The sequence below is a fragment of the Rhodococcus sp. Leaf278 genome (assembly GCF_001426085.1).
Classification (GTDB): Bacteria; Actinomycetota; Actinomycetes; order Mycobacteriales; family Mycobacteriaceae; genus Rhodococcoides.
Genome location: NZ_LMRR01000001.1, coordinates 1 through 21,830 on the forward strand (window position 1 = coordinate 1; position 21,830 = coordinate 21,830).

General features: G+C 64.7%; 24 protein-coding genes. 12 read left to right on the top strand and 12 right to left on the bottom strand.

Annotated elements, in window-relative coordinates:
• Positions 1-12 precede the first annotated feature (12 nt).
• Both ASG84_RS00005 and ASG84_RS00010 read right to left on the bottom strand, forming a co-directional pair.
• On the bottom strand, positions 13-1,140 hold the full coding sequence (locus ASG84_RS00005) for an IS3 family transposase (RefSeq protein ID WP_235581496.1): 1,128 nt from the start codon (positions 1,138-1,140) through the stop codon (positions 13-15).
• The gene (locus ASG84_RS00010; RefSeq protein WP_057475030.1) at positions 1,023-1,481 is read right to left on the bottom strand and encodes a hypothetical protein; all 459 of its coding nucleotides are present in this window, start codon (positions 1,479-1,481) and stop codon (positions 1,023-1,025) included. Before ASG84_RS00010 ends, ASG84_RS00005 begins: the two co-directional genes overlap by 118 nt.
• Before the next feature lie 350 nt (positions 1,482-1,831).
• On the opposite strand from ASG84_RS00010, the gene ASG84_RS00020 reads away from it, so the two are divergent.
• From ASG84_RS00020 to ASG84_RS00035, 4 genes are read left to right on the top strand one after another with little or no spacing between them, the layout of a single operon-like run.
• Positions 1,832-2,794 carry an ABC transporter ATP-binding protein gene (locus ASG84_RS00020; RefSeq protein ID WP_057475032.1) on the top strand — a complete coding sequence of 321 codons (963 nt, stop codon included), beginning with the start codon at positions 1,832-1,834 and terminating at the stop codon, positions 2,792-2,794.
• Positions 2,794-3,564, top strand: coding sequence for an ABC transporter permease (locus tag ASG84_RS00025; protein WP_057475033.1), 771 nt, complete (start codon positions 2,794-2,796; stop codon positions 3,562-3,564). Before ASG84_RS00020 ends, ASG84_RS00025 begins: the two co-directional genes overlap by 1 nt.
• A 33-nt stretch (positions 3,565-3,597) precedes the next feature.
• Entirely contained in the window at positions 3,598-5,055 is a 1,458-nt protein-coding gene (locus ASG84_RS00030; protein ID WP_057475034.1) for a M28 family peptidase, read from the top strand.
• A 37-nt stretch (positions 5,056-5,092) separates the two neighbouring features.
• Positions 5,093-5,914, top strand: coding sequence for an adenylate/guanylate cyclase domain-containing protein (locus ASG84_RS00035; RefSeq protein WP_057475035.1), 822 nt, complete (start codon positions 5,093-5,095; stop codon positions 5,912-5,914).
• Here ASG84_RS00035 and thiD read toward each other — a convergent pair.
• Entirely contained in the window at positions 5,876-6,730 is an 855-nt protein-coding gene (gene thiD, locus ASG84_RS00040) for a bifunctional hydroxymethylpyrimidine kinase/phosphomethylpyrimidine kinase (RefSeq protein WP_057475036.1), read from the bottom strand. The genes ASG84_RS00035 and thiD overlap by 39 nt on opposite strands.
• Before the next feature lie 291 nt (positions 6,731-7,021).
• Between thiD and ASG84_RS00045 the strand changes: the two genes are divergently transcribed.
• The 3 genes from ASG84_RS00045 (at position 7,022) to ASG84_RS00055 (ending at position 8,498) form a co-directional block, all read left to right on the top strand.
• Positions 7,022-7,348: a GNAT family N-acetyltransferase gene (locus ASG84_RS00045; protein ID WP_032380255.1), complete on the top strand. Its 327-nt coding sequence runs from the start codon at positions 7,022-7,024 to the stop codon at positions 7,346-7,348.
• A 118-nt stretch (positions 7,349-7,466) separates the two neighbouring features.
• Positions 7,467-7,817 carry a GNAT family N-acetyltransferase gene (locus ASG84_RS00050; protein ID WP_057475037.1) on the top strand — a complete coding sequence of 117 codons (351 nt, stop codon included), beginning with the start codon at positions 7,467-7,469 and terminating at the stop codon, positions 7,815-7,817.
• A gap of 84 nt (positions 7,818-7,901) precedes the next feature.
• The gene (locus ASG84_RS00055) at positions 7,902-8,498 is read left to right on the top strand and encodes a hypothetical protein (RefSeq protein ID WP_057475038.1); all 597 of its coding nucleotides are present in this window, start codon (positions 7,902-7,904) and stop codon (positions 8,496-8,498) included.
• Here the strand turns inward: ASG84_RS00055 and ASG84_RS00060 are convergent.
• The 3 genes from ASG84_RS00060 to ASG84_RS00070 are packed head-to-tail and all read right to left on the bottom strand — an operon-like array spanning position 8,468 to position 10,890.
• Positions 8,468-9,268, bottom strand: a complete 801-nt coding sequence (locus ASG84_RS00060; protein ID WP_057475039.1) for an exodeoxyribonuclease III — start codon at positions 9,266-9,268, stop codon at positions 8,468-8,470. The two genes, ASG84_RS00055 and ASG84_RS00060, sit on opposite strands and share 31 nt — an antisense overlap.
• Positions 9,269-9,317: 49 nt before the next feature.
• Positions 9,318-10,265: an N-acetylglutamate synthase, CG3035 family gene (locus ASG84_RS00065; RefSeq protein ID WP_442970882.1), complete on the bottom strand. Its 948-nt coding sequence runs from the start codon at positions 10,263-10,265 to the stop codon at positions 9,318-9,320.
• Between the two features lie 22 nt (positions 10,266-10,287).
• Positions 10,288-10,890 carry a peptide deformylase gene (locus ASG84_RS00070; protein WP_057475040.1) on the bottom strand — a complete coding sequence of 201 codons (603 nt, stop codon included), beginning with the start codon at positions 10,888-10,890 and terminating at the stop codon, positions 10,288-10,290.
• Between the two features lie 354 nt (positions 10,891-11,244).
• Between ASG84_RS00070 and ASG84_RS00075 the strand changes: the two genes are divergently transcribed.
• From ASG84_RS00075 to ASG84_RS00095, 5 genes are all read left to right on the top strand, one after another.
• A complete protein-coding gene (locus ASG84_RS00075) occupies positions 11,245-11,583 on the top strand; it encodes a DUF3263 domain-containing protein (RefSeq protein WP_032380761.1) in 339 nt (112 codons plus the stop codon).
• Between the two features lie 59 nt (positions 11,584-11,642).
• Positions 11,643-12,176, top strand: coding sequence for a LytR C-terminal domain-containing protein (locus tag ASG84_RS00080; RefSeq protein ID WP_235581466.1), 534 nt, complete (start codon positions 11,643-11,645; stop codon positions 12,174-12,176).
• Positions 12,177-12,290: 114 nt separating this feature from the next.
• Positions 12,291-13,007 carry a superoxide dismutase[Cu-Zn] gene (gene sodC / locus ASG84_RS00085; RefSeq protein ID WP_057475041.1) on the top strand — a complete coding sequence of 239 codons (717 nt, stop codon included), beginning with the start codon at positions 12,291-12,293 and terminating at the stop codon, positions 13,005-13,007.
• Position 13,008: 1 nt separating this feature from the next.
• Positions 13,009-14,139, top strand: a complete 1,131-nt coding sequence (locus tag ASG84_RS00090; RefSeq protein ID WP_235581467.1) for a glutamate--cysteine ligase — start codon at positions 13,009-13,011, stop codon at positions 14,137-14,139.
• 110 nt (positions 14,140-14,249) lie between these two features.
• The gene (locus tag ASG84_RS00095) at positions 14,250-15,467 is read left to right on the top strand and encodes a phosphatase PAP2 family protein (protein WP_235581497.1); all 1,218 of its coding nucleotides are present in this window, start codon (positions 14,250-14,252) and stop codon (positions 15,465-15,467) included.
• Here the strand turns inward: ASG84_RS00095 and mnhG are convergent.
• From mnhG to ASG84_RS00125, 6 genes are read right to left on the bottom strand one after another with little or no spacing between them, the layout of a single operon-like run.
• Positions 15,433-15,774, bottom strand: coding sequence for a monovalent cation/H(+) antiporter subunit G (gene mnhG / locus ASG84_RS00100; protein ID WP_057475043.1), 342 nt, complete (start codon positions 15,772-15,774; stop codon positions 15,433-15,435). The genes ASG84_RS00095 and mnhG overlap by 35 nt on opposite strands.
• Entirely contained in the window at positions 15,771-16,028 is a 258-nt protein-coding gene (locus tag ASG84_RS00105) for a monovalent cation/H+ antiporter complex subunit F (protein WP_032401073.1), read from the bottom strand. Before ASG84_RS00105 ends, mnhG begins: the two co-directional genes overlap by 4 nt.
• Entirely contained in the window at positions 16,025-16,666 is a 642-nt protein-coding gene (locus tag ASG84_RS00110) for a Na+/H+ antiporter subunit E (protein WP_371832580.1), read from the bottom strand. Before ASG84_RS00110 ends, ASG84_RS00105 begins: the two co-directional genes overlap by 4 nt.
• 8 nt (positions 16,667-16,674) lie before the next feature.
• Positions 16,675-18,318: a Na+/H+ antiporter subunit D gene (locus tag ASG84_RS00115; RefSeq protein ID WP_057475044.1), complete on the bottom strand. Its 1,644-nt coding sequence runs from the start codon at positions 18,316-18,318 to the stop codon at positions 16,675-16,677.
• Complete coding sequence (locus ASG84_RS00120; RefSeq protein WP_057475045.1) at positions 18,315-18,956, bottom strand: Na(+)/H(+) antiporter subunit C; 642 nt, start codon at positions 18,954-18,956, stop codon at positions 18,315-18,317. Before ASG84_RS00120 ends, ASG84_RS00115 begins: the two co-directional genes overlap by 4 nt.
• Positions 18,953-21,802: a Na+/H+ antiporter subunit A gene (locus ASG84_RS00125; protein ID WP_057475046.1), complete on the bottom strand. Its 2,850-nt coding sequence runs from the start codon at positions 21,800-21,802 to the stop codon at positions 18,953-18,955. The genes ASG84_RS00120 and ASG84_RS00125 overlap by 4 nt, the downstream gene beginning before the upstream one ends.
• Positions 21,803-21,830: the final 28 nt, after the last annotated feature.

Sequence of the window (21,830 nt, forward strand, 5' to 3'; positions counted from 1 at the left end):
ATTCGGTAGTTGTCAACCTGTCTGAGACAGGTGGATGTTGATTCCGGTCGGTGTTGGTAACGATGGTGCGGTGGGTTGGGCCCGGAATCGTTCGGGGTGGGCCCTCCAGTACGTGTCGAGATGGTGTTGGCGGCTAGCTTGGCGTGCGGCGGCCGCGCCGTAATGAACATCGTGTGGGGTGTGGCGACCGAGGCCGCTGTGTCGGTGCTCGGTGGCGTATCGGTGCAGGAATTGTTCAGTCCACTCTCTGGCGTGGTCGATGCTGTCGAAGTTGGGTGGGCATTCGAGGTCATATTTGATGGTTTTGAACAACGATTCCGAAAACGGATTGTCGTCACTGACCCGCGGTCGCGAGTAGGACGGTACGACTTCATGCTTGTCGAGCATGTCGATCAGGTCGTGGCTACGCATCACTGATCCGTTATCTGCGTGCAGTGTGCCGGGTGTTCCGTGTTCGGCGATGGCGTCGGCGAACATGTTCACGGCGAGGGTTCGGTCTTCGTGGTATTCGATGCGCCAGGCCACCGGGTAGCGGGAGAAGACATCGATGACGAGATAGAGCTTGTAACGGTCCTGGGTGCGTGGCCCGCGTAGTTCGGTGATGTCCCAGGACCACAGTTCACCGACTCTGTCGGCGTGCACGATCGGTGTTCGGCGAGAGGTGGACCCGCCTSTGTATTTGCGGCGTCGCCTGTCTCCKACGAGTTGGCAGGAGGAGGCGACGCGGTAGAACGTGCGTTGCGAACAGGCAATAGTTCCGGCATCGAAAGCTCGCCAATATGCCTGCACTACAGAGAGATTGGTGTAGTCATCCGAGTTCAGAACGCTGAGAATCTGGGCTCGCTCGACTGGCGTCAACGCCGCAGGTTGTGTCCGTTCGATCTGTGGAACGGGTTCATCGACCGGGCAGTARTTGTWGTAGTTGCGGGTGAAACGGTAGTAGGTGGATCGGGCGAGACCGACGATTTCGCACGCGGCCACCACGGACATACCGGCAACTGCGGCGTCGTGGACGGAGGTGATCAGGACAGCTTGTTGCGGCGTAGCCAGTCGGCGTATTCCGTCGCGCTCATCAAAGACACGGGGATGTCGTTGTTGTCGTTCTGCGAGCTCGTGTTCATCCCTTCCAAGAGCTCGTATGCTTTTCCCAGGATTTCCTGGACTGCCTCGCTTTGTTCGACTTTCTTCTTGAGCTGTTCGTTCTCGCGGCGTAGTCGTGCGAGTTCAGCTCGTTCCCGATTGGTCATCGCATTCTTCGATGCGTCCGAGACAGTAACCATCGATGCGGTCCATTCGCCGTTCTCCCGTGCATCGATCCACCGTTTCACAGTGTTTCCCGTCAGGTTGTACTGGCGGAGCAACGCGGTCCTCGAGCCGCGGGTGAGGCACTGATCCCACTGCCGGAGRAACTCGACCCGGAAGCCGAGGGGGAACGATCGTGCACCCGTGGCAGTACGTCCTATTGCGACATCGATCATCATGTTGTCCGTTCCCCGCGTTCACGCCGACTGTCTCACGATCAGCCTGGCAAAGAACGNGAGGGGGAACGATCGTGCACCCGTGGCAGTACGTCCTATTGCGACATCGATCATCATGTTGTCCGTTCCCCGCGTTCACGCCGACTGTCTCACGATCAGCCTGGCAAAGAACGGAATCCGCGCGCACTTGACGAACGCGCGCGCGTTTGCGGCTGCTCCGATTCGGCTGCGGCCGCGTCCGCCCGGTCACCGATGCAGCAGACTGTCTCAGGGTGTGTGTCATCCGAAAGGATGATGGCAAAGGCGACTGTGGGTCGATGTGCGGACGCTCTCGATCGGGGAAGGTTGACCCCATGATCGAAGTGACAGGACTGACCAAGCAATACGGCGCGGTGACGGCGGTCGACAACCTCACCTTCACCATCAAACCCGGCATCGTGACCGGCTTCCTCGGCCCCAACGGCGCAGGCAAGTCGACCACCATGCGGATGATCCTCGGACTCGACCGACCCACCTCGGGCACGGCGACCATCGAGGGCAAGAGTTACAGCCACCTGAAGCAGCCACTGCGTACCGTCGGCGCTCTGCTCGACGCCAAGTGGGTGCACCCCAATCGCTCGGCACGCGCGCATCTCGAGTGGATGGCTGCGTCCAACGGCATCCCCAAGTCGCGAGTGGACGAGGTGCTGCGTCTGGTTGGGCTGTCCGACGTCGCGAAGAAGAATGCGGGCGGCTTCTCGCTCGGCATGTCGCAGCGGCTCGGCCTCGCCGGCGCTCTGCTGGGCGATCCCAAGGTGTTGCTGTTCGACGAGCCGGTCAACGGTCTCGACCCCGAGGGCATCGTCTGGATCCGAAAGTTCATGCAGCGTTTGGCAGCCGAGGGTCGCACGGTGCTGGTCTCGAGCCACCTCCTCTCGGAGATGGCCCAGACTGCCGAGCACCTCATCGTCATCGGACGCGGCAAGCTGATCTCGGATTCCTCGGTGCAGGAATTCATCGACCACGCCTCCGAGGCGTCGGTGCGCGTGCGCAGCCCTCAGCTGGCCGGTCTCCGACAGGCACTGACGACCGCTGGTCTCACCGTGCGCGAGCCGGACAAGGCCGATGAGCTTCAGCCCTCGCTCGTGGTGCTGAACTCCACGACCGACACGATCGGCGATATAGCCGGGCGTGCCGGAATCACCCTGCACGAGTTGGCCTCTCAGCGAGGCTCGCTAGAGGAAGCATTCATGAAACTCACCGGAGACACAGTGCAGTATCACGGCGCAGGAGCCGAAGACAAGAACACTCAGCAAGCGATGGGCGGGTCACTCTGATGGGCGTCTTGGCAGCAGAAAGAATCAAATTCACCTCCACCAAATCGCCGTGGTGGTGCAGTGCGATCGTGGTGGTGTTCGGCCTCGGGTTCGGAGCCATCCTCGGTTGGGCCGCAAAGACAGCCATCGGTCCGGATGCTCCGGAAGGGCTTCCGCCGACCACCGCATACGACGTCGTCGGCAGCGGTGTGGGCGGACTCGGGATCATGGTGCTGATGATCCTGGCGGCCCTCACCGTCACCAGCGAATACCGATTCGGCCTGATCCGAACCACATTTCAGGCGGTCACCAACCGGGCCTCGGTGCTCGGTGCCAAGGCGCTGATCGTCGGCGTCTACGGCGCAGTGCTGTCGTTGATCCTGGCATTCGGCGCGTTCTTCCTGGCGAAGTCGATTGCGGGCGAAGAAGCGGGCGCGCTCCTGAGCTTCGATGTCGACGGCACGTGGCGTGTAATCTACGGCACTGCCGTACTGGCCTTCGTGCAGATCGTTCTCGCCGTTGCGGTGGGCGCGCTCATCCGGCAGTCCGCCGGTGCCATCGCCGTCCTGCTGTTGTGGCCGTTGCTGATCGAGAGCCTCGTCGGTGTCATCCCGAAGGTCGGCGAGAAGATTCAGCCGTTCCTGCCGTTCCAGAACGCCGACCATTTCCTGGGCGGCGCGGCGGGCACCGACTTCCATTGGGGTCCGATCGGCAGCCTGATCTACTTCGTGGTGTTCACCGCGGTCATCTTCGGCTTGGCGGTGTTCGTGGTCAATCGTCGGGACGCCTGACACCCTGCGATTTGTCTGGGTAGGGTGTCCGCTATGCGGATTTCCTTGCTTGCAGGTAGCGCCGTCACCGTGTTGATTCTGGCCGGTTGCTCGTCCACCCCGGACGAGGAACCGGCCAGAGTTTTCGCGACACCCGACGGGCCGGGACTGTCGGCCGCGGTCACCGAGGACGCTCTCGTCGGGCACCTCCAAGAACTGGAGAACATCGCCACCGCGCACGACGGAAACCGGGCCGCCGGTACCGCCGGATACGACGCGAGTGTCGATTACGTTGTCTCACAACTGGAATCGGCCGGTTTCGACGTCACCACGCCGGAGTTCGAGTTCGAGACCTTCGAGGCGACGACCCAAACCCTGTCGCTCGCAGGCACGGAGATCCCCGTGTTCGCGCTCAGCTATTCCCCGACCACGCCTGCCGAGGGAATCACCGCACGCGTCGTCGGGGCCCCCGCCGGTGCGGATGGATGCGAGGCAACGGATTACGCGGGTCTCGACCTGGCTGGTGCCGTCGCCGTCGTGCCACGTGGCGTCTGCCCGTTCGGTGCGAAGCAGACCGTCGCCGCCGAATTGGGTGCGGCCGCCGCGATCATCGTCAACAACGAACCGGGACCGCTGGATTCGGGGACACTCGGCGATCCCGAGACCGCGAAGATTCCGACCGGCGGCGTCAGCCAGGAGGACGGCGCAGCTGTCCTCGCGGCACCCGAGGTCACGTTGACGCTCGTCACGACGACCGACACGACGACGAGCCGAAACATCGTCGCCCAGACCACCACCGGCTCGACCGAGAACGTAGTGATGGCGGGTGCTCACCTCGACAGCGTGCCCGAGGGCCCTGGCATCAACGACAACGGCACCGGCACATCGGCGGTGCTCGAAACGGCCCTGCAGATGGGTAGTGCACCCGAAGTGACCAACGCGGTCCGCTTCGCATTCTGGGGTGCCGAAGAGGACGGGCTCGTCGGCTCCACCAAGTACGTCGAGGGCCTGTCCGACGACGACAAGCGAAACATCGCCCTGTACTTGAACTTCGACATGATCGGCTCGCACAACGCCGGCTACCTCGCGTACGACGGCGACGACTCCGACAAGGTCGGCGAGCCCGCGGGACCGACCGGATCCGACGCCATCGAGCGCACCTTCGTGGAGCGACTGGCCGCCGACGGTGTCGCCGTCGACGGCACCGACTTCGACGGCCGATCCGATTACGGCCCGTTCATCGAGGTCGGCATTCCGGCGGGCGGCGTGTTCAGCGGTGCGGACGAGAACAAGACCGCCGAGCAGGCCGAGAAGTGGGGCGGCACCGCAGACCAGACCTTCGACGAGAATTACCACACCGATCAGGACACCCTGGCGAACGTCGACCGCGCCGCACTGGCGAAGAACGGTGCTGCCGTCGCCTACGGAATCGGCGTCTACGCGCAGTCGGTGGAGGGTCCCAACGGAGTGCCGGTCGGTGCTGCGCGCGAGGCCGCACGCGCCGAAGGGTGAGGTCAAGTATGTGTAACCGTGGGTTACGCTCGATGCTGTGAACGCAGTCGTCTCCTCGGTGGTGCAGTGGGTCCGCACCACCAACCGAGCGCCCACGGTGGTCGGGGCGGTTCGGCGTGTGCGTCGCGCACTACCTGGCGACCCCACGTTCGGCGATCCGATGTCGATCGACGGCCCTGGACGGGCTCTGGCCGTCGCCCGCGTTGCAGACCGGTTTCTGGCCGCCAACGGACTCGACGACGAGCCGGGTGCCTCCCGTGAAGTCGGCCTCGGTGCGCTGCAGGTATGGCAGGCGATCCTCGAGCGGGCCGGCCGCGGCCGCGGCGAAGCGGACGTCACGATCGTGTTCACCGACCTCGTCGGATTTTCGTCGTGGTCGCTTCGTGCCGGCGATACCGCCACCCTGACTTTGCTTCGCAAGGTCTCCAAAGCCGTCGAACCCGAGGTCGCATTCCGCGGCGGCCACGTCGTGAAAAGACTGGGCGACGGGATCATGGCCGTGTTCTCCGATGCGGACAAAGCCGTCGAGGCCGTGTTCGCGGCCCGCAGTGCTCTCAGCAGCGTGAATGTCGACGGATACACCCCGACCATGCGGGTCGGTATCCACACCGGCAGCCCGCGTCAGGTGGGGTCGGACTGGCTCGGCGTCGACGTCACCGTCGCCGCCCGCGTGATGCAGACCGGTGGAAACGGCAACGTCATGATCTCCGCAGCGGCTCTCGCGGCGGTCCCGCCGGAGGTGCTCGACGCCCTACACGTGGTCGCCAAGCCCTATCGCCGCAGCTTCTTCGCTCCGAAGATCAAGGGCGCTCCCGACGATCTACGTATCCTCCGGCTCGTGGAGTCGCCACAGCGGTGACACCGGGCCGTGGCCCGCGCCCAGGTCGTAGGACGCGGCCAGGCATCGGGTGACCCACTGCTTGCCGAACGCCACCGCGTCGGGCATCGAGTATCCGTGTGCGAGCGCCGATGCGATCGACGCAGCGAGGGTATCGCCGCCGCCGTGATCGTTGCCGGTGTCGATGCGTTCACTGGTGAATTCGAGGAATGTGTCGCCGTCGAACAGCAGGTCGGTGCTGTGGGTGGACGTGCGCAGATGACCGCCCTTGACCAGCGCCCATTGCGCACCCAGGCCGTGCAGTGCCTCCGCGGCGCGGTGGGCGGACGCGTCGTCGATCACGTCGATGCCGGTGATCAACCGGACCTCGTCGAGATTGGGGGTCACCAGCGACGCGATGGGAAACAGGGTGTGGCGGATGGCGTCGAGCGCTTCCGCATGCAGCAGTGGATCGCCGTGCATGGACGCACACACCGGGTCGACGACCAGGGGAACGGGCCGGTCGCGGCCGATGCCCACCTCGGTGCACACGGCCGTGACCGCCTCGATGATGGCGGTCGACGCGAGCATGCCGGTCTTCGCTGCGCCGACGCCGATGTCCGAGACCACCGAGCGAACCTGCGCCGCGACGATCTCGGGCGGGATCTCGTGAAAGCCGGTCACTCCGACGGTGTTCTGGACCGTCACCGCCGCGACGGCAACACACGCATGGACGCCCAACATGGCCATCGTGCGGCTGTCCGCCTGGATTCCGGCGCCACCGCCGGAGTCGGTTCCGGCGATCGTCAGCGCGCGGACGGGAGTCTCGCCGTTGGGCGTGAGCGGTAGGAACTTCACGAGAGACGACAGTACCGGCGGGGCGGTGACGACCGTCTCGGCGGCCGAATCCGAACCTGTGAATATCCGGTGAAAATGCGACCGGACTTCGAATGTTGTTGTATCACAACGTCGAACAGGGCAGCTTATGACCGATACCAGCATTCGAGTCGGGATGGACGGACAAACCTACGCATCCGAAGGTTTGTTGGTAGAAAAGGTGACAGAGCCACCGCACGCATGTTTAATAGTGGTGCACGTCACATCGGATTCATTCGTTCACCACCTCATACACAGCGAAGGAGGCGTCCCATGCTTGCGAGTTCTCCTAGCGCTGATGTCTCGATCAACAAAGATCAGAACCGGTTCGAGCTTCGATTGAACGGCGATCTCGTCGGGATCGTCGGATTCTTCGAGGTGGAGGGAAACGGCACCCGCGCCACGCGTACGCACGTCGTGTCCTTCATGCACACCGTCGTCACCGAGGACTTCGGTCATCAGGGACTGGCCGGAATCCTGGTACGTCGCGCGCTCGACAGCGCTCGTTCCTACGGTTGGAAGGTCAGGCCGGTCTGCACCTACGTGCAGCGATTCGCCGCCGCGAACCCGGAATACAACGACATGCTCGTCGCCCTCTGACCACTGCGTCACCCGGTTTCACCTGTTACCTCAGGGCTGGTCACAGTAGAGACTCGACTCGGCGACGATCCAGACACTCGCCTCGCGCCACACGAGCAACACTGGTCTCATAAGTGACATGAGTCACATCATTTCTCGTCGCTCGACCCCAGCGACGCCTGTCGAGCGACCCGTCGTCCGCATCGAGGACGACGTCGATCACAACAGATTCGATCTATTCGTCGACGACGAGCTCGTCGGCATTCTCGGCTACCGTTTCGGTGACGGAGACGTGGGCGAAGGCTGCGTCGTGGCGCTCATGCACACCGTCGTCAAGGAGGAGTTCGGCGATCGTGGGTGGGCCGGCGTGCTGGTGCGCGCCTCGCTCAACACCGCGCGTGATCGTCAGTGGCGCATCGTCCCGATCTGCACGTACGTCCAACGGTATCTGGCGCAGCACGAGGAATTTCTGGACCTGATCGCCGTGTAGAGAGCACTGCTCTTGCCTGGAGTGCACCATGGGTGAATACTGCTTCCTGTAGAGAGCGCCGCTCTCGAAAGGTTGGTACTCCCGATGCGTGCAGCTCTGTACCTCTTCATCGGCCTCATGTTCGCCCTCTACCCCGCATTGCGGCCCTACTCGGACGAGGTTGGGAGCGCAGGAGCGGACGCCTTCGCATCCTCGAGCTGGGTGCCGGCCCACACCTTCGCGATGCTCGGCTTCATTGCACTCGGCCTGGCCGTGCTCTACACCGGTCGACGGTCCGATCTTGCGGTCGTGACCACCTGGATCGGCGTCGGGCTGGTTCTGCCGTACTACGGCGCAGAGACGTTCGCCCTGCATGCTCTGGGTGTCGACGCCGTAGCGAACTCCAACCCGGACCTGATCGATCTTGCCGATCCGATCCGCTACTCGCCTGTGCAGTCCGTGATGTTCGGCCTCGGGCTCGTCTCGAGTGCTGTCGGGCTGGTGATCTTCGCTCTACGGAACCGCTACGCGATGGTGTTGGCCGCCGGATTCATCCTGTTTCTCCCGCAGTTCTACGCCCCGCCGGCCCTGCGGATCGCCCACGGATTACTGATCGCCGTAGGGGCGATCATCGCCGCGCGAGCGGTGGCAGGCGGTTCGGTCCGGTCTGCTCAGCCGATCTCGACGATCACCGGAGCGTGATCGCTGGCTCCCTTGCCCTTGCGTTCCTCGCGGTCGATCGAGGCACCGGTGATCCGGGCCGAGAGCGCAGGCGAGGTCAGCGCCATGTCGATGCGTAGGCCCTGCTTCTTGGGAAACCGCAGCTGCGTGTAATCCCAGTAGGTATACGTTCTGGGCTCGGGAGTGAACTGCCGCGTCACCTCGGTGAATCCGGCGTCGGCGAATGCGGCAAATGCATCACGCTCGGCCTGGGAGGTGTGGGTCTTGCCCTCGAACAGCGCAGGATCCCAGACGTCGTCGTCGGTGGGCGCGATGTTCCAGTCGCCCACGAGCGCGATCTGGGCCTCCGGATGGGCCGCAACCCACGCCTGAGCGTCGGCCTTCAGGGCGGCGAGCCATTCGAGTTTGTAGGTGTAGTGCGGGTCGGCGAGCTCGCGGCCGTTCGGCACGTAGAGGCTCCAGACGCGCACACCGTCACACGTGGCTCCGATGGCGCGGGCTTCCTGCGCGGGGTCGATCTCGGGATCCTTGCTGAACCCGGGCTGATCCTCGAACCCGATCTGCACGTCGTCGAGACCGACTCGGGACGCGATGGCGACGCCGTTCCACTGACTCAGTCCGACGTGGGCCACCTCGTATCCGATATCGGTGAACCGCTCATACGGAAACTGTGCGTCCTTGCACTTCGTTTCCTGCATCGCGAGTACATCGACATCGGATCGCTGCAACCAATCGACGATTCGATCCTGACGAGAGCGGACGGAGTTCACGTTCCAAGTAGCCAAGCGCACGGGAAGGAACCCTATAGAACGCTGCCGACACGGTGTCCGACCGATCGCCTCAGTGTGAATCCGGTCGCGCGTAGCGATAGTGGTGATGGTCGACGAAGCCCAGGTCTCGGTACAGGGCGAGCGCGACGGTGTTGTCGACGGCCACCTGCAGGTACGCGTGGGTTGCGCCGTGCTCGCGTCCCCACCGCACCAGTTCGCCGCACATCAAGGTGCCGAGTCCGTTGCGGCGATGTTCGGGGGAGACCCAGAGGGAGGTCAGTCCCACCCAGTGACGACCGTCCGGGGCGGTGGTGACCGCCGCTCGTCCGACTGCGATCGCGCCTGATCCGACTGCACCTGCTCCGAGCGTGCCGAACCCGAGGGTGCCCTCGTGGATCGCCGACGCCACTTCTGCAGCGCCGTGAGGTGCTGCGCGACCCTGGTAGTGCAGTGACGTCAGCCAGTCGGTGGTCGGCTCCGAAGTGACGGTGATGGCCGAGTCGCCCTCGCGCAGAACGAGATTCGAAATGTCCGCGGCCATGACGGCGGTTTCGTTGTACGACGTCCATCCGGCCGGAGCGGTGCCCAGCCGATCGGGAAGCGACAGTGTCGGCGTCAATCCCCGTGCGGTGTACAGCTCGCAGATTCTCGCCAGCGTCTCGGGCGTCGTCGACGCCCCGGGTTCGAGGGGTGCCGCCGAATTGGCGCGACCGGTGAAGCCGTGACCGAAGCGCAGCTGCCACCCGTCGATCCATTCTCGCTCGGCGCCCGGCCATCCGTCCGCGGCGGCAGCTTCGAGAGCCCTGATCTCCGACGTCCGAATGGGCCTCGGACCCAGGGGTTTCAAGGCCACGATGCGCTCGGTGGCCACCTGTACCAACGATCCGTCCCGGCCGCGCACCGAGACGGCAGCGGCGTCGAGCGTGACCAGTTCGCCGATCACGTCCGTCATCGGGTGAGTGTGCCCGGGCGGCAGCCGATACCGGAGCATCACCCGGGTACCGACAGGAATGCTCACTGGTCGAAGATCATCGGGGCGATCAGTCTTCGTCTTCGTCGTCGTGCCCGAACGGATCGTCGACGGTGCCGGGCGTCCAGCTCAGCCCCGGCACGCCCCAGCCGGCGCGCTTGATGGCCTTCTTGGCTGCCCGTGCGTGTCGTCCGATGAGTACGTCGGTGTACAGAAAACCGTCGAGATGGCCTACCTCGTGTTGGAGCATCCGGGCGAAGAAGCCTCGGCCCTCGATGTCGACGGGATCGCCCTTCGCATCGGTTCCGGTCACCCGAGCCCAGTCGGCGCGGCCGGTGGGGTGCTGCTCGCCGGGAACCGACAGGCAGCCCTCGTCGTCGTCGTCGGGATCGGGCATGGTCTCGGGAATCTCGGACGTCTCGAGGACGGGGTTGACGACCTCTCCGCGACGACGGAAAACCTTGCCGTCCGCGCCTTGGTCGGGGCAGTCGTAGATGAACAGACGTTTGCCGACGCCCACCTGATTCGCTGCGAGACCGACGCCGTTCGCGGCGGCCAGGGTCTCGTACATGTCGGCGATCAACTCGGCCAGCTCGTCGGGTGACTCGGTGACCGGAGCGGTTGCGGTGTGGAGCACCGGATCGCCGACGATCCGGATGGGAAGAATTGCCATGGTCGACAAGGATACCGGGAGTGGAGCCTGCGGAATGACCCAGCGGTGGGGAGTGGAGCCTGCGGAATGACCCAGAGTTGTAGGTGGAGCCTGCGGAATGACCCAGAGTTGTAGGTGGCGCATGTGGTCGGGTTCGCTGCCGGTGTTCGCCGAACACGCCACGCGCCGGTACCTCGCGGGAGCCGTTCCCCGGGCGTCGAGCGTGGTTGAATGATTCCCGAAACACAACTGTGTAATTCGGTCGGTGCGCGTACGGGTGCCGGCAGTACCGGGGGAAGCAGATTTCCCCAGGGTCTGTGGTCTCACGAGTCGGTGATGGCACAGGCCCAGGGAGTCGAGAAGTCGAGGAGTGGGATGGACGGCGCAGCAGCGCGTGACTCGAACCAGGCTCAGCAACCGGGAAGTTCGGACGGCTCGCAGGATCCGAACGAAGTCGGTGCAGACGGCCTGAGTCGACGAGAGCACGACATCCTGTCCTTCGAGCGGCAGTGGTGGAAGTACGCCGGAGCGAAGGAAGAGGCCATCAAGGAACTCTTCTCCATGTCGGCCACCCGCTACTACCAGATTTTGAACGCATTGGTCGATCGGCCGGAATCGCTCGCCGCGGATCCGATGCTGGTCAAGCGTCTGCGCCGCCTGCGGGCGAGTAGGCAGAAGGCTCGTGCAGCCCGTCGGCTCGGTTTCGACGTCTGAGCAGGGCCGACCAGCGGCGTGTTCCGAGTCGACGTCGACGGTCGGCTAGGGTCGAGTACGTGAGCAGCCCCAACCCGGAACAGACCGGGCCACCACTCCGCGCTCTGGCCATGGTGTTGATTTCGCTTGCGATCCTGTTCGCGGCGATCGGTGCACTCTCGCTCACCGGTTCCGATTCCGACGAGGCGGCTGCTGAGCCCGCCGCCGCCGAGACGACAAGCACACCGGCCGCGGTCGCACCGACGACGCAGGCCCCAGCAGCGCAGGTTCCGGCAGCTGATGCGTCGACCAGCTCCGCAGCCCCCACCACCTCTGGCACCTCCGGTGATGTCGAAGTGCGGGTGCTCAACAACTCGAACGTCTCCGGCCTCGCGGCCGGCACAGCGAGCACGCTGACCGCCGGGGGATGGAACGTTGCCGAGACAGGCAACTTCAGCGAGGCCCAGTTCGCCCAGACCGCGGTGTACTACGGGACCGCTGCTGGTGAGGAACAGGCTGCGCAGTCGATCGCCTCGGAACTCGGTGTTCCGGCCGAGCCCAAGCCGACCTCGCTCGAATCCACGGTCGGTGTCGTCGTCATCGTCACCCAGTAGTTCTGGGAGACCCGAGAGTTCAGCACGTCGACGACGTGCCCGGTTCGGTCGAATCGGGCGGCACGTTATTATTTTCGAGCCCGGCGAAACTGCCTGAAAGAGGAGCGATTTCCGATGGACATGTTCAAGCGACGCACTGCTGCGACCCGATCGTTGCGATATGCGGTGCCGGTCCTCGCGATCGCAGCGCTCGGCCTTTCTGCCTGCAGCAACGGCGAGGTCGCGTCCGATACCCCTGGCACCGTTCCGCCGGTCTGGACCGGTGAGTCCGATCCGTCGGCGGCCGCTACGGCAGGCGACGGCCGGGCCGAGTCCGAGTCGGGCTCCGAGGAGACCATCGAGGGCACCCTCCGCAACGCGTCCGGTGCCGAGGTGGGCACGGTGATGTTCGCGGCCGAGGGTGAGAAGCTCACCGTCACCGCCGAGGTCGAGAACATGACTCCCGGATTCCACGGCTTCCACGTCCACACCGTCGGCGTCTGCGAGCCGAACTCCGTGGCACCCACCGGCGGCGAACCGGGTGCCTTCCTGTCCTCGGGCGGACACCTGCAGGTCGACGGCCGTACCGAGCACCCCTCCAGTGGCGACCTGTCGTCTCTTCAGGTTGGCGAGGACGGCACCGGCCGACTCGTCACCACCACGGACACGATCACGCTGGACGACCTGCGCGCTGGCGGTGCGGGAACCTCGGTGATCGTGCACGAGGGTGCCGACAACTTCGCGAACATTCCGCCGCGGTACACACTCCCCGACGGTGCCGCGGTACCGGACATGACGACCCTGATGACCGGCGACGCCGGTGCTCGGGCTGCGTGCGCGGTACTGCAGTAGTTTGAGCGCACCCCGGATCGACTTCGCGAGTTCACCTCGCCCGACGCTCGGCGTCGAGTGGGAGATCGCACTGGTCGACAAGAACACGCGAGACTTGGTCAACTCCGCCGAAGCGGTCATGGACGGCGTACACGATCTCGCCGGGGACACCCCGCGGGTGACGAAGGAACTGCTGCGCAACACCGTCGAACTCGTCACCGGGGTGTGCGAGAACGTCGGGGAGGCCATGGACGACCTCGGCGGCTCGCTGGATCTGGTGCGCCGCGCCGCTGATCCACTGGGAATCGATCTGTTCTCGGCGGGCACGCACCCGTTCGCCGAATGGTCGACCCAGCAGCTCACCAGCTCGCCGAGCTACGACGAGCTGATTGCGCGCACCCAGTGGTGGGGTCGCCAGATGCTCATCTGGGGAGTGCACGTGCACGTGGGAGTCTCGTCGCCCCACAAGGTCTTTCCCATTCTCAACTCGCTACTCCTGCAGTACCCACACCTGTTGGCGCTATCCGCCTCCTCGCCGATCTGGGCCGGAAACGACACCGGATACGCCAGCAACCGTGCGCTGATGTTCCAGCAACTGCCGACCGCCGGGTTGCCGTTCCAGTTCGAGGACTGGTCGCAGTTCGAGGGGTTCGTTCGCGATCAGCTCAAAACGGGCGTCATCGAGCAACTGGGCGGCATGCACTGGGACATCAGGCCGGCCCCGAAGTGGGGAACCATCGAGGTCCGCGTGTGCGACGGGGCGTCGAGCAAGCGGGAGCTGGCTGCCCTCGTCGCGTTGACACACTGCCTCATCGTCCACCTCGACGAGCGGCTCGAAGCGGGGGAGACACTGCCGTCCATCCCGCCGTGGCACGTGCAGGAGAACAAGTGGCGAGCGGCCCGGTACGGCCTCGACGCCGAGATCATTCTGGACTCGAGCAGCAACGAGCGGCTGGTCACCGACGATTTGCACGACCTGCTCGAAAAGTTGACTCCAACGGCAAAGCGGTTGAACTGCGTCGACGAGTTGGCCGCGGTGGCCGACATTCCCCGGCTCGGGGCGTCGTACCAACGCCAGCGTGCGGTGGCTGCGCAGTCCGGCGGTGATCTGCGAGCGGTCGTGGAGTCGTTGGTCACCGAGCTCCAATTGTGACCGTTTGTATTTAACTTTGTGTTCACTCACCGTTTACGATCAACGGCGTGCTGCAGGGGGACGTCGGGAGCGTCGAGGTCGATTCGACACGTGAGAACTCTGTTCGTCCCCTGATCATCGGCGCTGTCCTCGTTGCCGCGTTCTTGGTGCTGCTGCAGATCGTCGCGACGGTCTGGAATTTCCCCGGACCGTTGCCGAGCGTCTGGAACGACCTGTTCGGCACGCCGAAGTCGATGTCGCTGCCGTGGGCGGCCCTGATCCTGGCCACCGTCGGTCTCGACAACGGTCTTCGCCTGCGAACCCTGGCCCTGGCCGCGCTGATCGATGCTGCGGTGCTCGGTCTCCGCTTCGTGTTCGACGCCCCCCTGACGGTCGGCAACGGCCCGTCCCTCGTGTTGGTCGGACTGGGGGTTCTAGTCGCCCGGCGGGGTGAGACACGGGCGATGCGCGGTGTTGCTCTCGGAGCACTGCTGTTGCTCGCGACCAAGGCGGGCGACGCCTGGTTGCATATCACCACCATCGCCCGGCCGTACGTTCTCGACGAATACGCCTACGCCGCCGATCGTGCACTGGGGAATCCGTCCTGGGTATTCGGCAACATCCTGGAGCGCCTCGGCCCGGTCGCCGAGGGAACGCTGCACTGGATCTACATCCAGTTACCCGTCGCGGCGATCATCGTTGCGCTGTACCAGCTGCGCGGAGTTGCCGCGGGGGCCGCCTGGCCGAGGCACTTCCTGTTCCGGACGTTCCTGCTGATCGGGCTCGTCGGACCGGTGTTCTATCTACTGTTCCCGGTGGTGGGGCCGATGTTCGCGTTCGATTCGTGGCCGTCGCAGGTGTTGCCCATCTCGGGCGCGCTCGGCGAGATCCCGTTCGACTCGGAGACTCCGCGAAACTGTATGCCGAGCCTGCACACGGCATGGGCGCTGAGCATCTTCATCCATTCCCGACGCGGCCCGTGGTGGCTGCGGGCCGGCGGCACCCTGTGGTTGCTCGGCACGCTCGCCGCCACTCTCGGATTCGGCTACCACTACGGCGTCGATCTTGTCGCCGGTGCAGTGCTGTGCCTGACCCTCGAATCCGTTCTCCGTGATCCCGAGCGCGGCTGGGACAGGGCTCGAATTACATTGGTGGCCTACGGTTGCGCCGCGATGGCTGCACTATTGGTGAGCTACCGCTACCTGGCTGCCGCATTCGCGTCGCACCCTCAGGTGTTCGGGCCCCTCGTTCTCGGGGTGCTGGCAGCCATGGCGTTCGGCTTCCACGCGGTGTTCTTCGCCGACTCGCCGAGAGCTACCGATCGGGCTCGTCCGGTTCCATCTCGTTGACGATCAACAGGCCGTCGCGACCCCGCTGCTCTCGGTAGGCCACGCGACCGACGGTATGCGCGATGACCGGAGCGGTCACCAAGGTGAAGATGCCCACCAGCAACAGCATCCAGATGTCCACGTTTCCGCGCAGGCTGATGATGGCCCCGATCAGCACCATGATCAGACCCACCACCTGCGGCTTGGTAGCCGCGTGCATCCGCGAGAGAGTATCGGGGAAGCGCACGATGCCGACGGCTGCGGTGAACGCCAGTAGCGCTCCCAACAGAATGAAAATAGAGGCAATGACCTGCGCAACAGTGCTCATTCGTCCCTCACCCGGAATCGTGCGATGCTGACCGACCCGACGAAGCTGACCAGCGACAGCGCGACGATGGCCGGTACCAGCGTGGTGTCGCGGCTGTAGACGGCCCAGACGGCGAGGCCACACATGGAGACGGCAAGAATCGTGTCCATGGCGACGAGTCGGTCGAGCGTGCTGGGGCCGTCGAGCAGTCGGAACGCGGTGAGGATCGCGGCGGCAATCAGGAGGACGCCGGCTATTGCGAGAACAACGGTCACGACCAGTCCCCCTTCCTCTTGTCGTCGGTCTTCTTGTCGTCCCGAGGAGCGTCCGAATCGGCCTCGACGGGGTCGTCACCGAGCACCCCGTGGTACCGCTCGTACTCCTGGTAGTGCAGGGGGCTGGGCTTCCAGTCGGAATCACGCTCGAAGCCGGCGATGAACAGCTTCTCCAGATGCCGGACGTAGGCGTAGAAGCCGTCGACTGCCTTCTGGGTACCCATGTCCAGCACGTGCACGTACAACAGGCGTCGGGTTCGATCGATCTCGAGCACCATCGTGCCGGGCACCAGGTTCATCGCATCGACGAACAGCGTGAGCACCAGATCGGACTTGATCGCGATGCGGCAGCGCAGCACTCCGGTGACCGGCGGGGCCTTGGGCCTGATCGCCAACCAGGCGACACTGACGCTGGATTCGATTGCGTAGTAGAGGAATACGACGGCGAGTTTGACGAGCGAGAACACGTGGATGCGGCCCTCGACCGGAACCCGCGGCAACGGCAGCAGCACCATGATGAGTAGTCCCACCGCGATACCGCCGAGAATGTTTGCGGCAGAAACATTGCCCCACAACAGAACCCAGATGGCCGTCAACCAGGCAAGGGTCCACAGACGCAGCAGAATCGAGCGGTCCATCTTCATCTTCATCGGGTGCCCTCCTCGTCTGCGCGAGCCTGCTCGTAAGCCTGATCGCCGACGAATTCCGCACCGCGCACCGCGTCGATATACACCGAGCGATCGCGGAGGTCCGCTGCGGCGCGGTCGCTGATGTCGATGATGCGGCCGGCGAACACCGTCATCGCCAGACCGACGACGACGAGCCCGATCGTCGGGATCAACATGAACGCCGGCATCTTGCCGACGTCCTCGCGGTCACCGAACTGAATGTCCGACGAGTCGTCGAGCAGAGCGGACGGGCTGTTGTCCGCCAGATCGCCCTCGGGGGCGTCGGCGCGAGCGCGCCAGAACGCCTTGGTCCACACGCGCGCCACCACGTACAGCGTCAGCAGGCTGGTGACGGTGCCGCCGGCCACGAGCAGCCAGGCCAGTACGCTGCCCTGTTCGCTACCGGCCTGCAGCAGTGCCACCTTGCCGATGAAGCCCGAGAACGGTGGAATGCCACCGAGATTGAGGGCCGGCACCAGGAAGACGATTGCCAGCACGGGGCTGGCCGCGGCCAAGCCGCCGAGCCGCCGCAGCGACGACGAACCGGCCTGACGCTCGATCAGGCCGACGACGAGGAACAGCGTCGTCTGCACCAGAATGTGGTGCGCGACGTAGTAGATGGAGCCGGACAATCCCGATTGAGTCGACAGCGCGACACCGAAGATCATGTAGCCGATGTGGCTGACGAGGGTGAACGAGAGCAGTCGTTTGATGTCGCTCTGCGCGATGGAGCCGAGGATGCCGACGAGCATCGTCAGCAGACCGCAGACCATCAGCACGTTGTCGAGTGAGCCGTCCGGGAACAGTAGAGTATGTGCGCGAATGATCGCGTACACACCGACTTTGGTGAGCAAACCGGCGAACACCGCGGTGACCGGGGCCGGTGCGGTGGGGTAGGAGTCGGGAAGCCACGTCGACAGCGGGAACACCGCGGCCTTGATGCCGAACGCAACCAGCAGCACGGCGAAGATCGCGGTTCTCGTGCCCGACGGGATGTCGTCCATCCGCACCGCGATATGGGCCAGGTTCAGCGTTCCGGTGGCGCCGTAGACCAGCGCGATACCGATCAGGAAGATCAGCGACGACACCATCGACACCATCACGTACGACACGCCTGCACGCACGCGGTCGGCACTCGCACCCAGAGTGAGGAGCACGAACGAGGCCGCCAGCAGGACCTCGAAGCCGACGAACAGATTGAACAGGTCGCCGGCCAGGAACGCGTTGCACACACCTGCGGTCAACGCGAGATACGTCGGCAGGAAGATCGAGACCGGCTGATTCTCACTGCCGTCGCGGATACCCTGACCGATCGAGTACACCATGACCGCAAGTAACACGACCGAGGAGACGACAAGCATCATCGCCGAAAGTCGGTCCACCACAAGCGAAATGCCGAGCGGTGAATCCCAACCGCCGACCTGAAGCGCGCTGGTGCCGTCGCGATCGGCGAGGTAGAGCATCATCGACGAGATCGCGACCACGGCGGTCAGCGCGACGATGGTGATGAATCGTTGAGCCCGCGGTTTGCGGCCCAGCACCAGTGTCAGAGCTGCGGCGAGCATCGGAATGAGCACGGGCAGGGGCGTCAGGGCGTCGATCACGCCCGGGGAGATCGTCACTTGTCGTCTCCCTTCGTGTCGTCGGTGCTGCGGTCCTCGGGGCGGCTGTCGTCCTTCTCGGCCGTATCGAGCCCGTCGAGCCCGCGGAGCTGGGGGTTGTCGTCGTCGTTGTCGAAGTCGCCGTCGTGCAGATCCTCGTAGCACTCGAGGTCTTCCAGATTCTTGATCTGCTCGATCGGAATCGGGTTGCCCTTCGAGTCGAAGGCATCGCCGCCGAAGCTCGGTTCGCCCGTCACCGGGTCGTCGGAGCGGTCGCGGTCGGGTGCCTCGGCCATCGACCTGCGCAGCGAGACCTTGGTGTCCTCGGGGTCGTTCTCGATGTCGTCCTTGGTGTTGAGCGTGAACGATCGGTAGGCGAGTGCGAGCACGAAGGCCGCGATACCCATGGTGATGACGATCGCGGTCAGGATCATCGCCTGCGCCAACGGATCCGCCATGCCCTGGCCCAGGGAATTGTCCCGGCCCACGATGGGCGGCGTACCGGCCGGCCCACCGACGGTGAGCAACAGCAGATTGACGCCGTTTCCGAACAGCAACAGGCCGAGCAGCATCTTGGTGATGCTTCGTTCGAGAAGCAGGTAGACACCGGCGGCGACGAGCACGCCGACGATGACGAGCATGCCGAGATCAGCGGTCATGGGGCGCTCACTCGGCCTTGGCTCTGCATTTCCACCTGTGCGTCGAGACGTGCGCCGAGACTGCGCAGCACGTCGAGTACCAACCCGACCACGATGAGATACACACCGAGGTCGAAGAACAATGCGGTGACGAGCTTGATGTCACCGAGAATCGGCAGCGTCACTTCGAGCGTCGCCGAGGACAGCGCCGGTGCGCCGAGGAACATCGACGCCACCGCCGTGCCGGCCGCGAAGATCAACCCGAGCCCGAGGATCTTTCCGGCGTCGATCGGCACCGCCTCGCCGAGCTCGTAGCGGCCACCGGCGAGATACCGCAGTACCAACGCCAAGCCGGCCGTCAGACCACCGGCGAAACCGCCGCCGGGGGCGTTGTGGCCGGAGAAGAAGAAGTAGATCGAGAGCACCATGATCGTCGGGAAGATCAACCGCGTGGTGACCTCGAGAATCAACGAACGGTGTCGTGGATCGATCAGATCGCCGCCGAGGAGCCACGTCGTCTCCGCCGTGTCGTTCGCATCCGAGCTCGATGCGGGGGCGTCGGACACCCGCGGAGCGCTGCCGAACCGCCGGTTGCGGAAGACCAGGCTGGCCACGCCCGTTGCGGCCACGAGCAGGACACAGATTTCACCGAGGGTGTCCCAGGCACGGATGTCGACGAGGATCACGTTGACGATGTTCTTCCCGTCGCCCAGCTCGTAGGCGGCCTCGGGGAACTGCAGGGATACCGGAGCTGCGCTGCGCGCGTTCATCGCGAATGCGCCGAGCACACTGACGGTGGCACCGACGGCGACGGCGAGCGCGGCACGCGGTCCGCGAGATCCGGCCGAGCCCCGGTCGTCGACCTCGGCCGGTAGTTTGCGCAGCACCAGCACGAAGACCACCAGGGTCAGGGTTTCGACGAGGAACTGAGTCAGGGCGAGGTCGGGAGCACCGTGGATGGCGAAGATGACGCCACAGCCGTAGCCGGTGAGTCCGACGAGGATGACGCTGGCCAGGCGGTTGCGCATGACGGTTGCGCCGAGGCCGCCGGCGATCATGATCACTCCGATGACCAGCTGCAGCGGGGTGTTCCACAGGGTGTAGTCCAGACCCGGTTCCTGCCCGACGATCAACACGATGATCGGCAGGAGAACCAGGGTCAGCAAGATGGTGCCCTGGGTGAGGGGAAGTGAACCGCGCTGGGTGGTGCCGGTGAGCCGGATGGACAGGGTGTCCATGAACTTGAGGACGTTGTCGTAGATGCGGTCGGCGTTACCGAGCGGTGGGTGCTCGAACTTGAGTCGGTTGACCACGCGATGTGCGACGAACAGTCCGACGCCGCCGGTGACGACGACGACGGTCAACGCCAGCGGCAGGTTGAACCCGTGCCAGAGCGCCAGGTGGTACGGCTCCTGACCGTACGACGGCAGGGTGCGTGCGTAGGGGCTGACGATGCGGTCGACGACCGATGAGGCGAAGCCGGCGACCACACCGAGGACGGCCAGAAATGCCGGCGCGGCCAGGAACAGTGCGGACGGTGCGTGCATGTTCTTCACCGATGGGCTCGGTCGTTTGAGCTGCTTGCGGCCGAACGCGCCCCACACGAATCGGATGCTGTAGGTGACCGTGAGGATCGACCCGATGACCAACCCGGCGACGACGACGGCGGCGACCGTGGGATTCAGCGTCGGAGTGCTGATCACCGCGGACAGGGCTGTTTCCTTGCCGACGAAACCGATCATCGGCGGTAAGCCAGCCATGCTGGCGGCGGCGAGCGCTGCGACGGCGGCGAGCCACGGTGCCTTCTTGCCCAGGTGAGCGAGCCTGCGGATGTCGCGCGTACCAGTGGTGTGATCGACGATGCCCACGACCATGAACAGCGTTGCCTTGAACATCGCGTGCGCGATCACCATCGTCAGGCCCGCCAGCATGGCTTTTTCGGAGCCGATGCCGACCAACACCATCAGGAAGCCGAGCTGGCTGACGGTGCCGAACGCCAGGATGAGCTTGAGGTCGAAGGCTCGGAGTGCTCGCCACCCGGCCAGGATCATCGACAGCAGTCCCAAGCTGATGATGGTCGCGCGCCACGGGCCCGAGTCGGCGAAACCCGGTGCGAGGCGAGCCACCAGGTAGATGCCGGCCTTCACCATGGCCGCCGCGTGTAGATAGCCACTGACCGGTGTGGGGGCGGCCATCGCACCCGGGAGCCAGAAGTGCATCGGCACGATCGCCGATTTGCTCAGTGCGCCGATCAGAATGAGCACGATCGCCACGCCGGGGAGCCAGCCGCCGGGGGCGTTCGTGACGACCTCGGACAGGTTGTACGTCCCGGCGGCCTGGCCGAGGACGATGATGCCGACCAGCATCGCCAATCCGCCTGCGGTGGTGACGAGCAGAGCCTGGGTGGCCGCGCGCCTGCTCGACGCCCGTTCGGCGTAGTGACCGACGAGCAGGAACGACAGGACGGTGGTGATTTCCCAGAAGATGTAGAGCACCAGCATGTTGTCGCTGGTGATCAGGCCGAACATGGCCCCGGAGAATGCGACCATCTCGGCGGCGAACAGGCCGAGCCGTGGCTCGTCGTCCTCGAAGTAGCGGGCGCAGTACAGCAGAATCAACGCGCCTATGCCCAGCACCAGCAACGACATGATGGCGGCGAGTGAGTCGAAGCGCATATCGATGTTCATGGACAGGCCGGGAACCCACTCGATGCTCAGCTTCTGCTCTGTGTTCCAGTTGCTGAACACCCAGATCAGACTCAGCAGGGGAACGAGTGCGAGCGGGAAGAACGCACTGCGACCCCACCACCGGACGAGAAGCGGCGCAAGCAGCGCGGCTGCGGTGTGCGCAAGAAGAATGGCGAGCAAAAATCACTCCGTCGTCTCGGGTCGCATC

Bases quoted from the DNA above. Each gene is read 5' to 3' on its own strand.
- ASG84_RS00020 (WP_057475032.1), top strand. From the start codon at position 1,832: ATGATCGAAGTGACAGGACTGACCAAGCAATACGGCGCGGTGACGGCG.
- ASG84_RS00120 (WP_057475045.1), bottom strand. From the start codon at position 18,956: ATGACCGCTGATCTCGGCATGCTCGTCATCGTCGGCGTGCTCGTCGCC.
- ASG84_RS00025 (WP_057475033.1), top strand. From the start codon at position 2,794: ATGGGCGTCTTGGCAGCAGAAAGAATCAAATTCACCTCCACCAAATCG.
- sodC (WP_057475041.1), top strand. From the start codon at position 12,291: ATGGACATGTTCAAGCGACGCACTGCTGCGACCCGATCGTTGCGATAT.
- ASG84_RS00070 (WP_057475040.1), bottom strand. From the start codon at position 10,890: ATGGCAATTCTTCCCATCCGGATCGTCGGCGATCCGGTGCTCCACACC.
- ASG84_RS00110 (WP_371832580.1), bottom strand. From the start codon at position 16,666: ATGGACCGCTCGATTCTGCTGCGTCTGTGGACCCTTGCCTGGTTGACG.
- mnhG (WP_057475043.1), bottom strand. From the start codon at position 15,774: ATGAGCACTGTTGCGCAGGTCATTGCCTCTATTTTCATTCTGTTGGGA.
- ASG84_RS00055 (WP_057475038.1), top strand. From the start codon at position 7,902: ATGCGTGCAGCTCTGTACCTCTTCATCGGCCTCATGTTCGCCCTCTAC.
- ASG84_RS00050 (WP_057475037.1), top strand. From the start codon at position 7,467: ATGAGTCACATCATTTCTCGTCGCTCGACCCCAGCGACGCCTGTCGAG.
- ASG84_RS00045 (WP_032380255.1), top strand. From the start codon at position 7,022: ATGCTTGCGAGTTCTCCTAGCGCTGATGTCTCGATCAACAAAGATCAG.
- ASG84_RS00030 (WP_057475034.1), top strand. From the start codon at position 3,598: ATGCGGATTTCCTTGCTTGCAGGTAGCGCCGTCACCGTGTTGATTCTG.
- ASG84_RS00075 (WP_032380761.1), top strand. From the start codon at position 11,245: ATGGACGGCGCAGCAGCGCGTGACTCGAACCAGGCTCAGCAACCGGGA.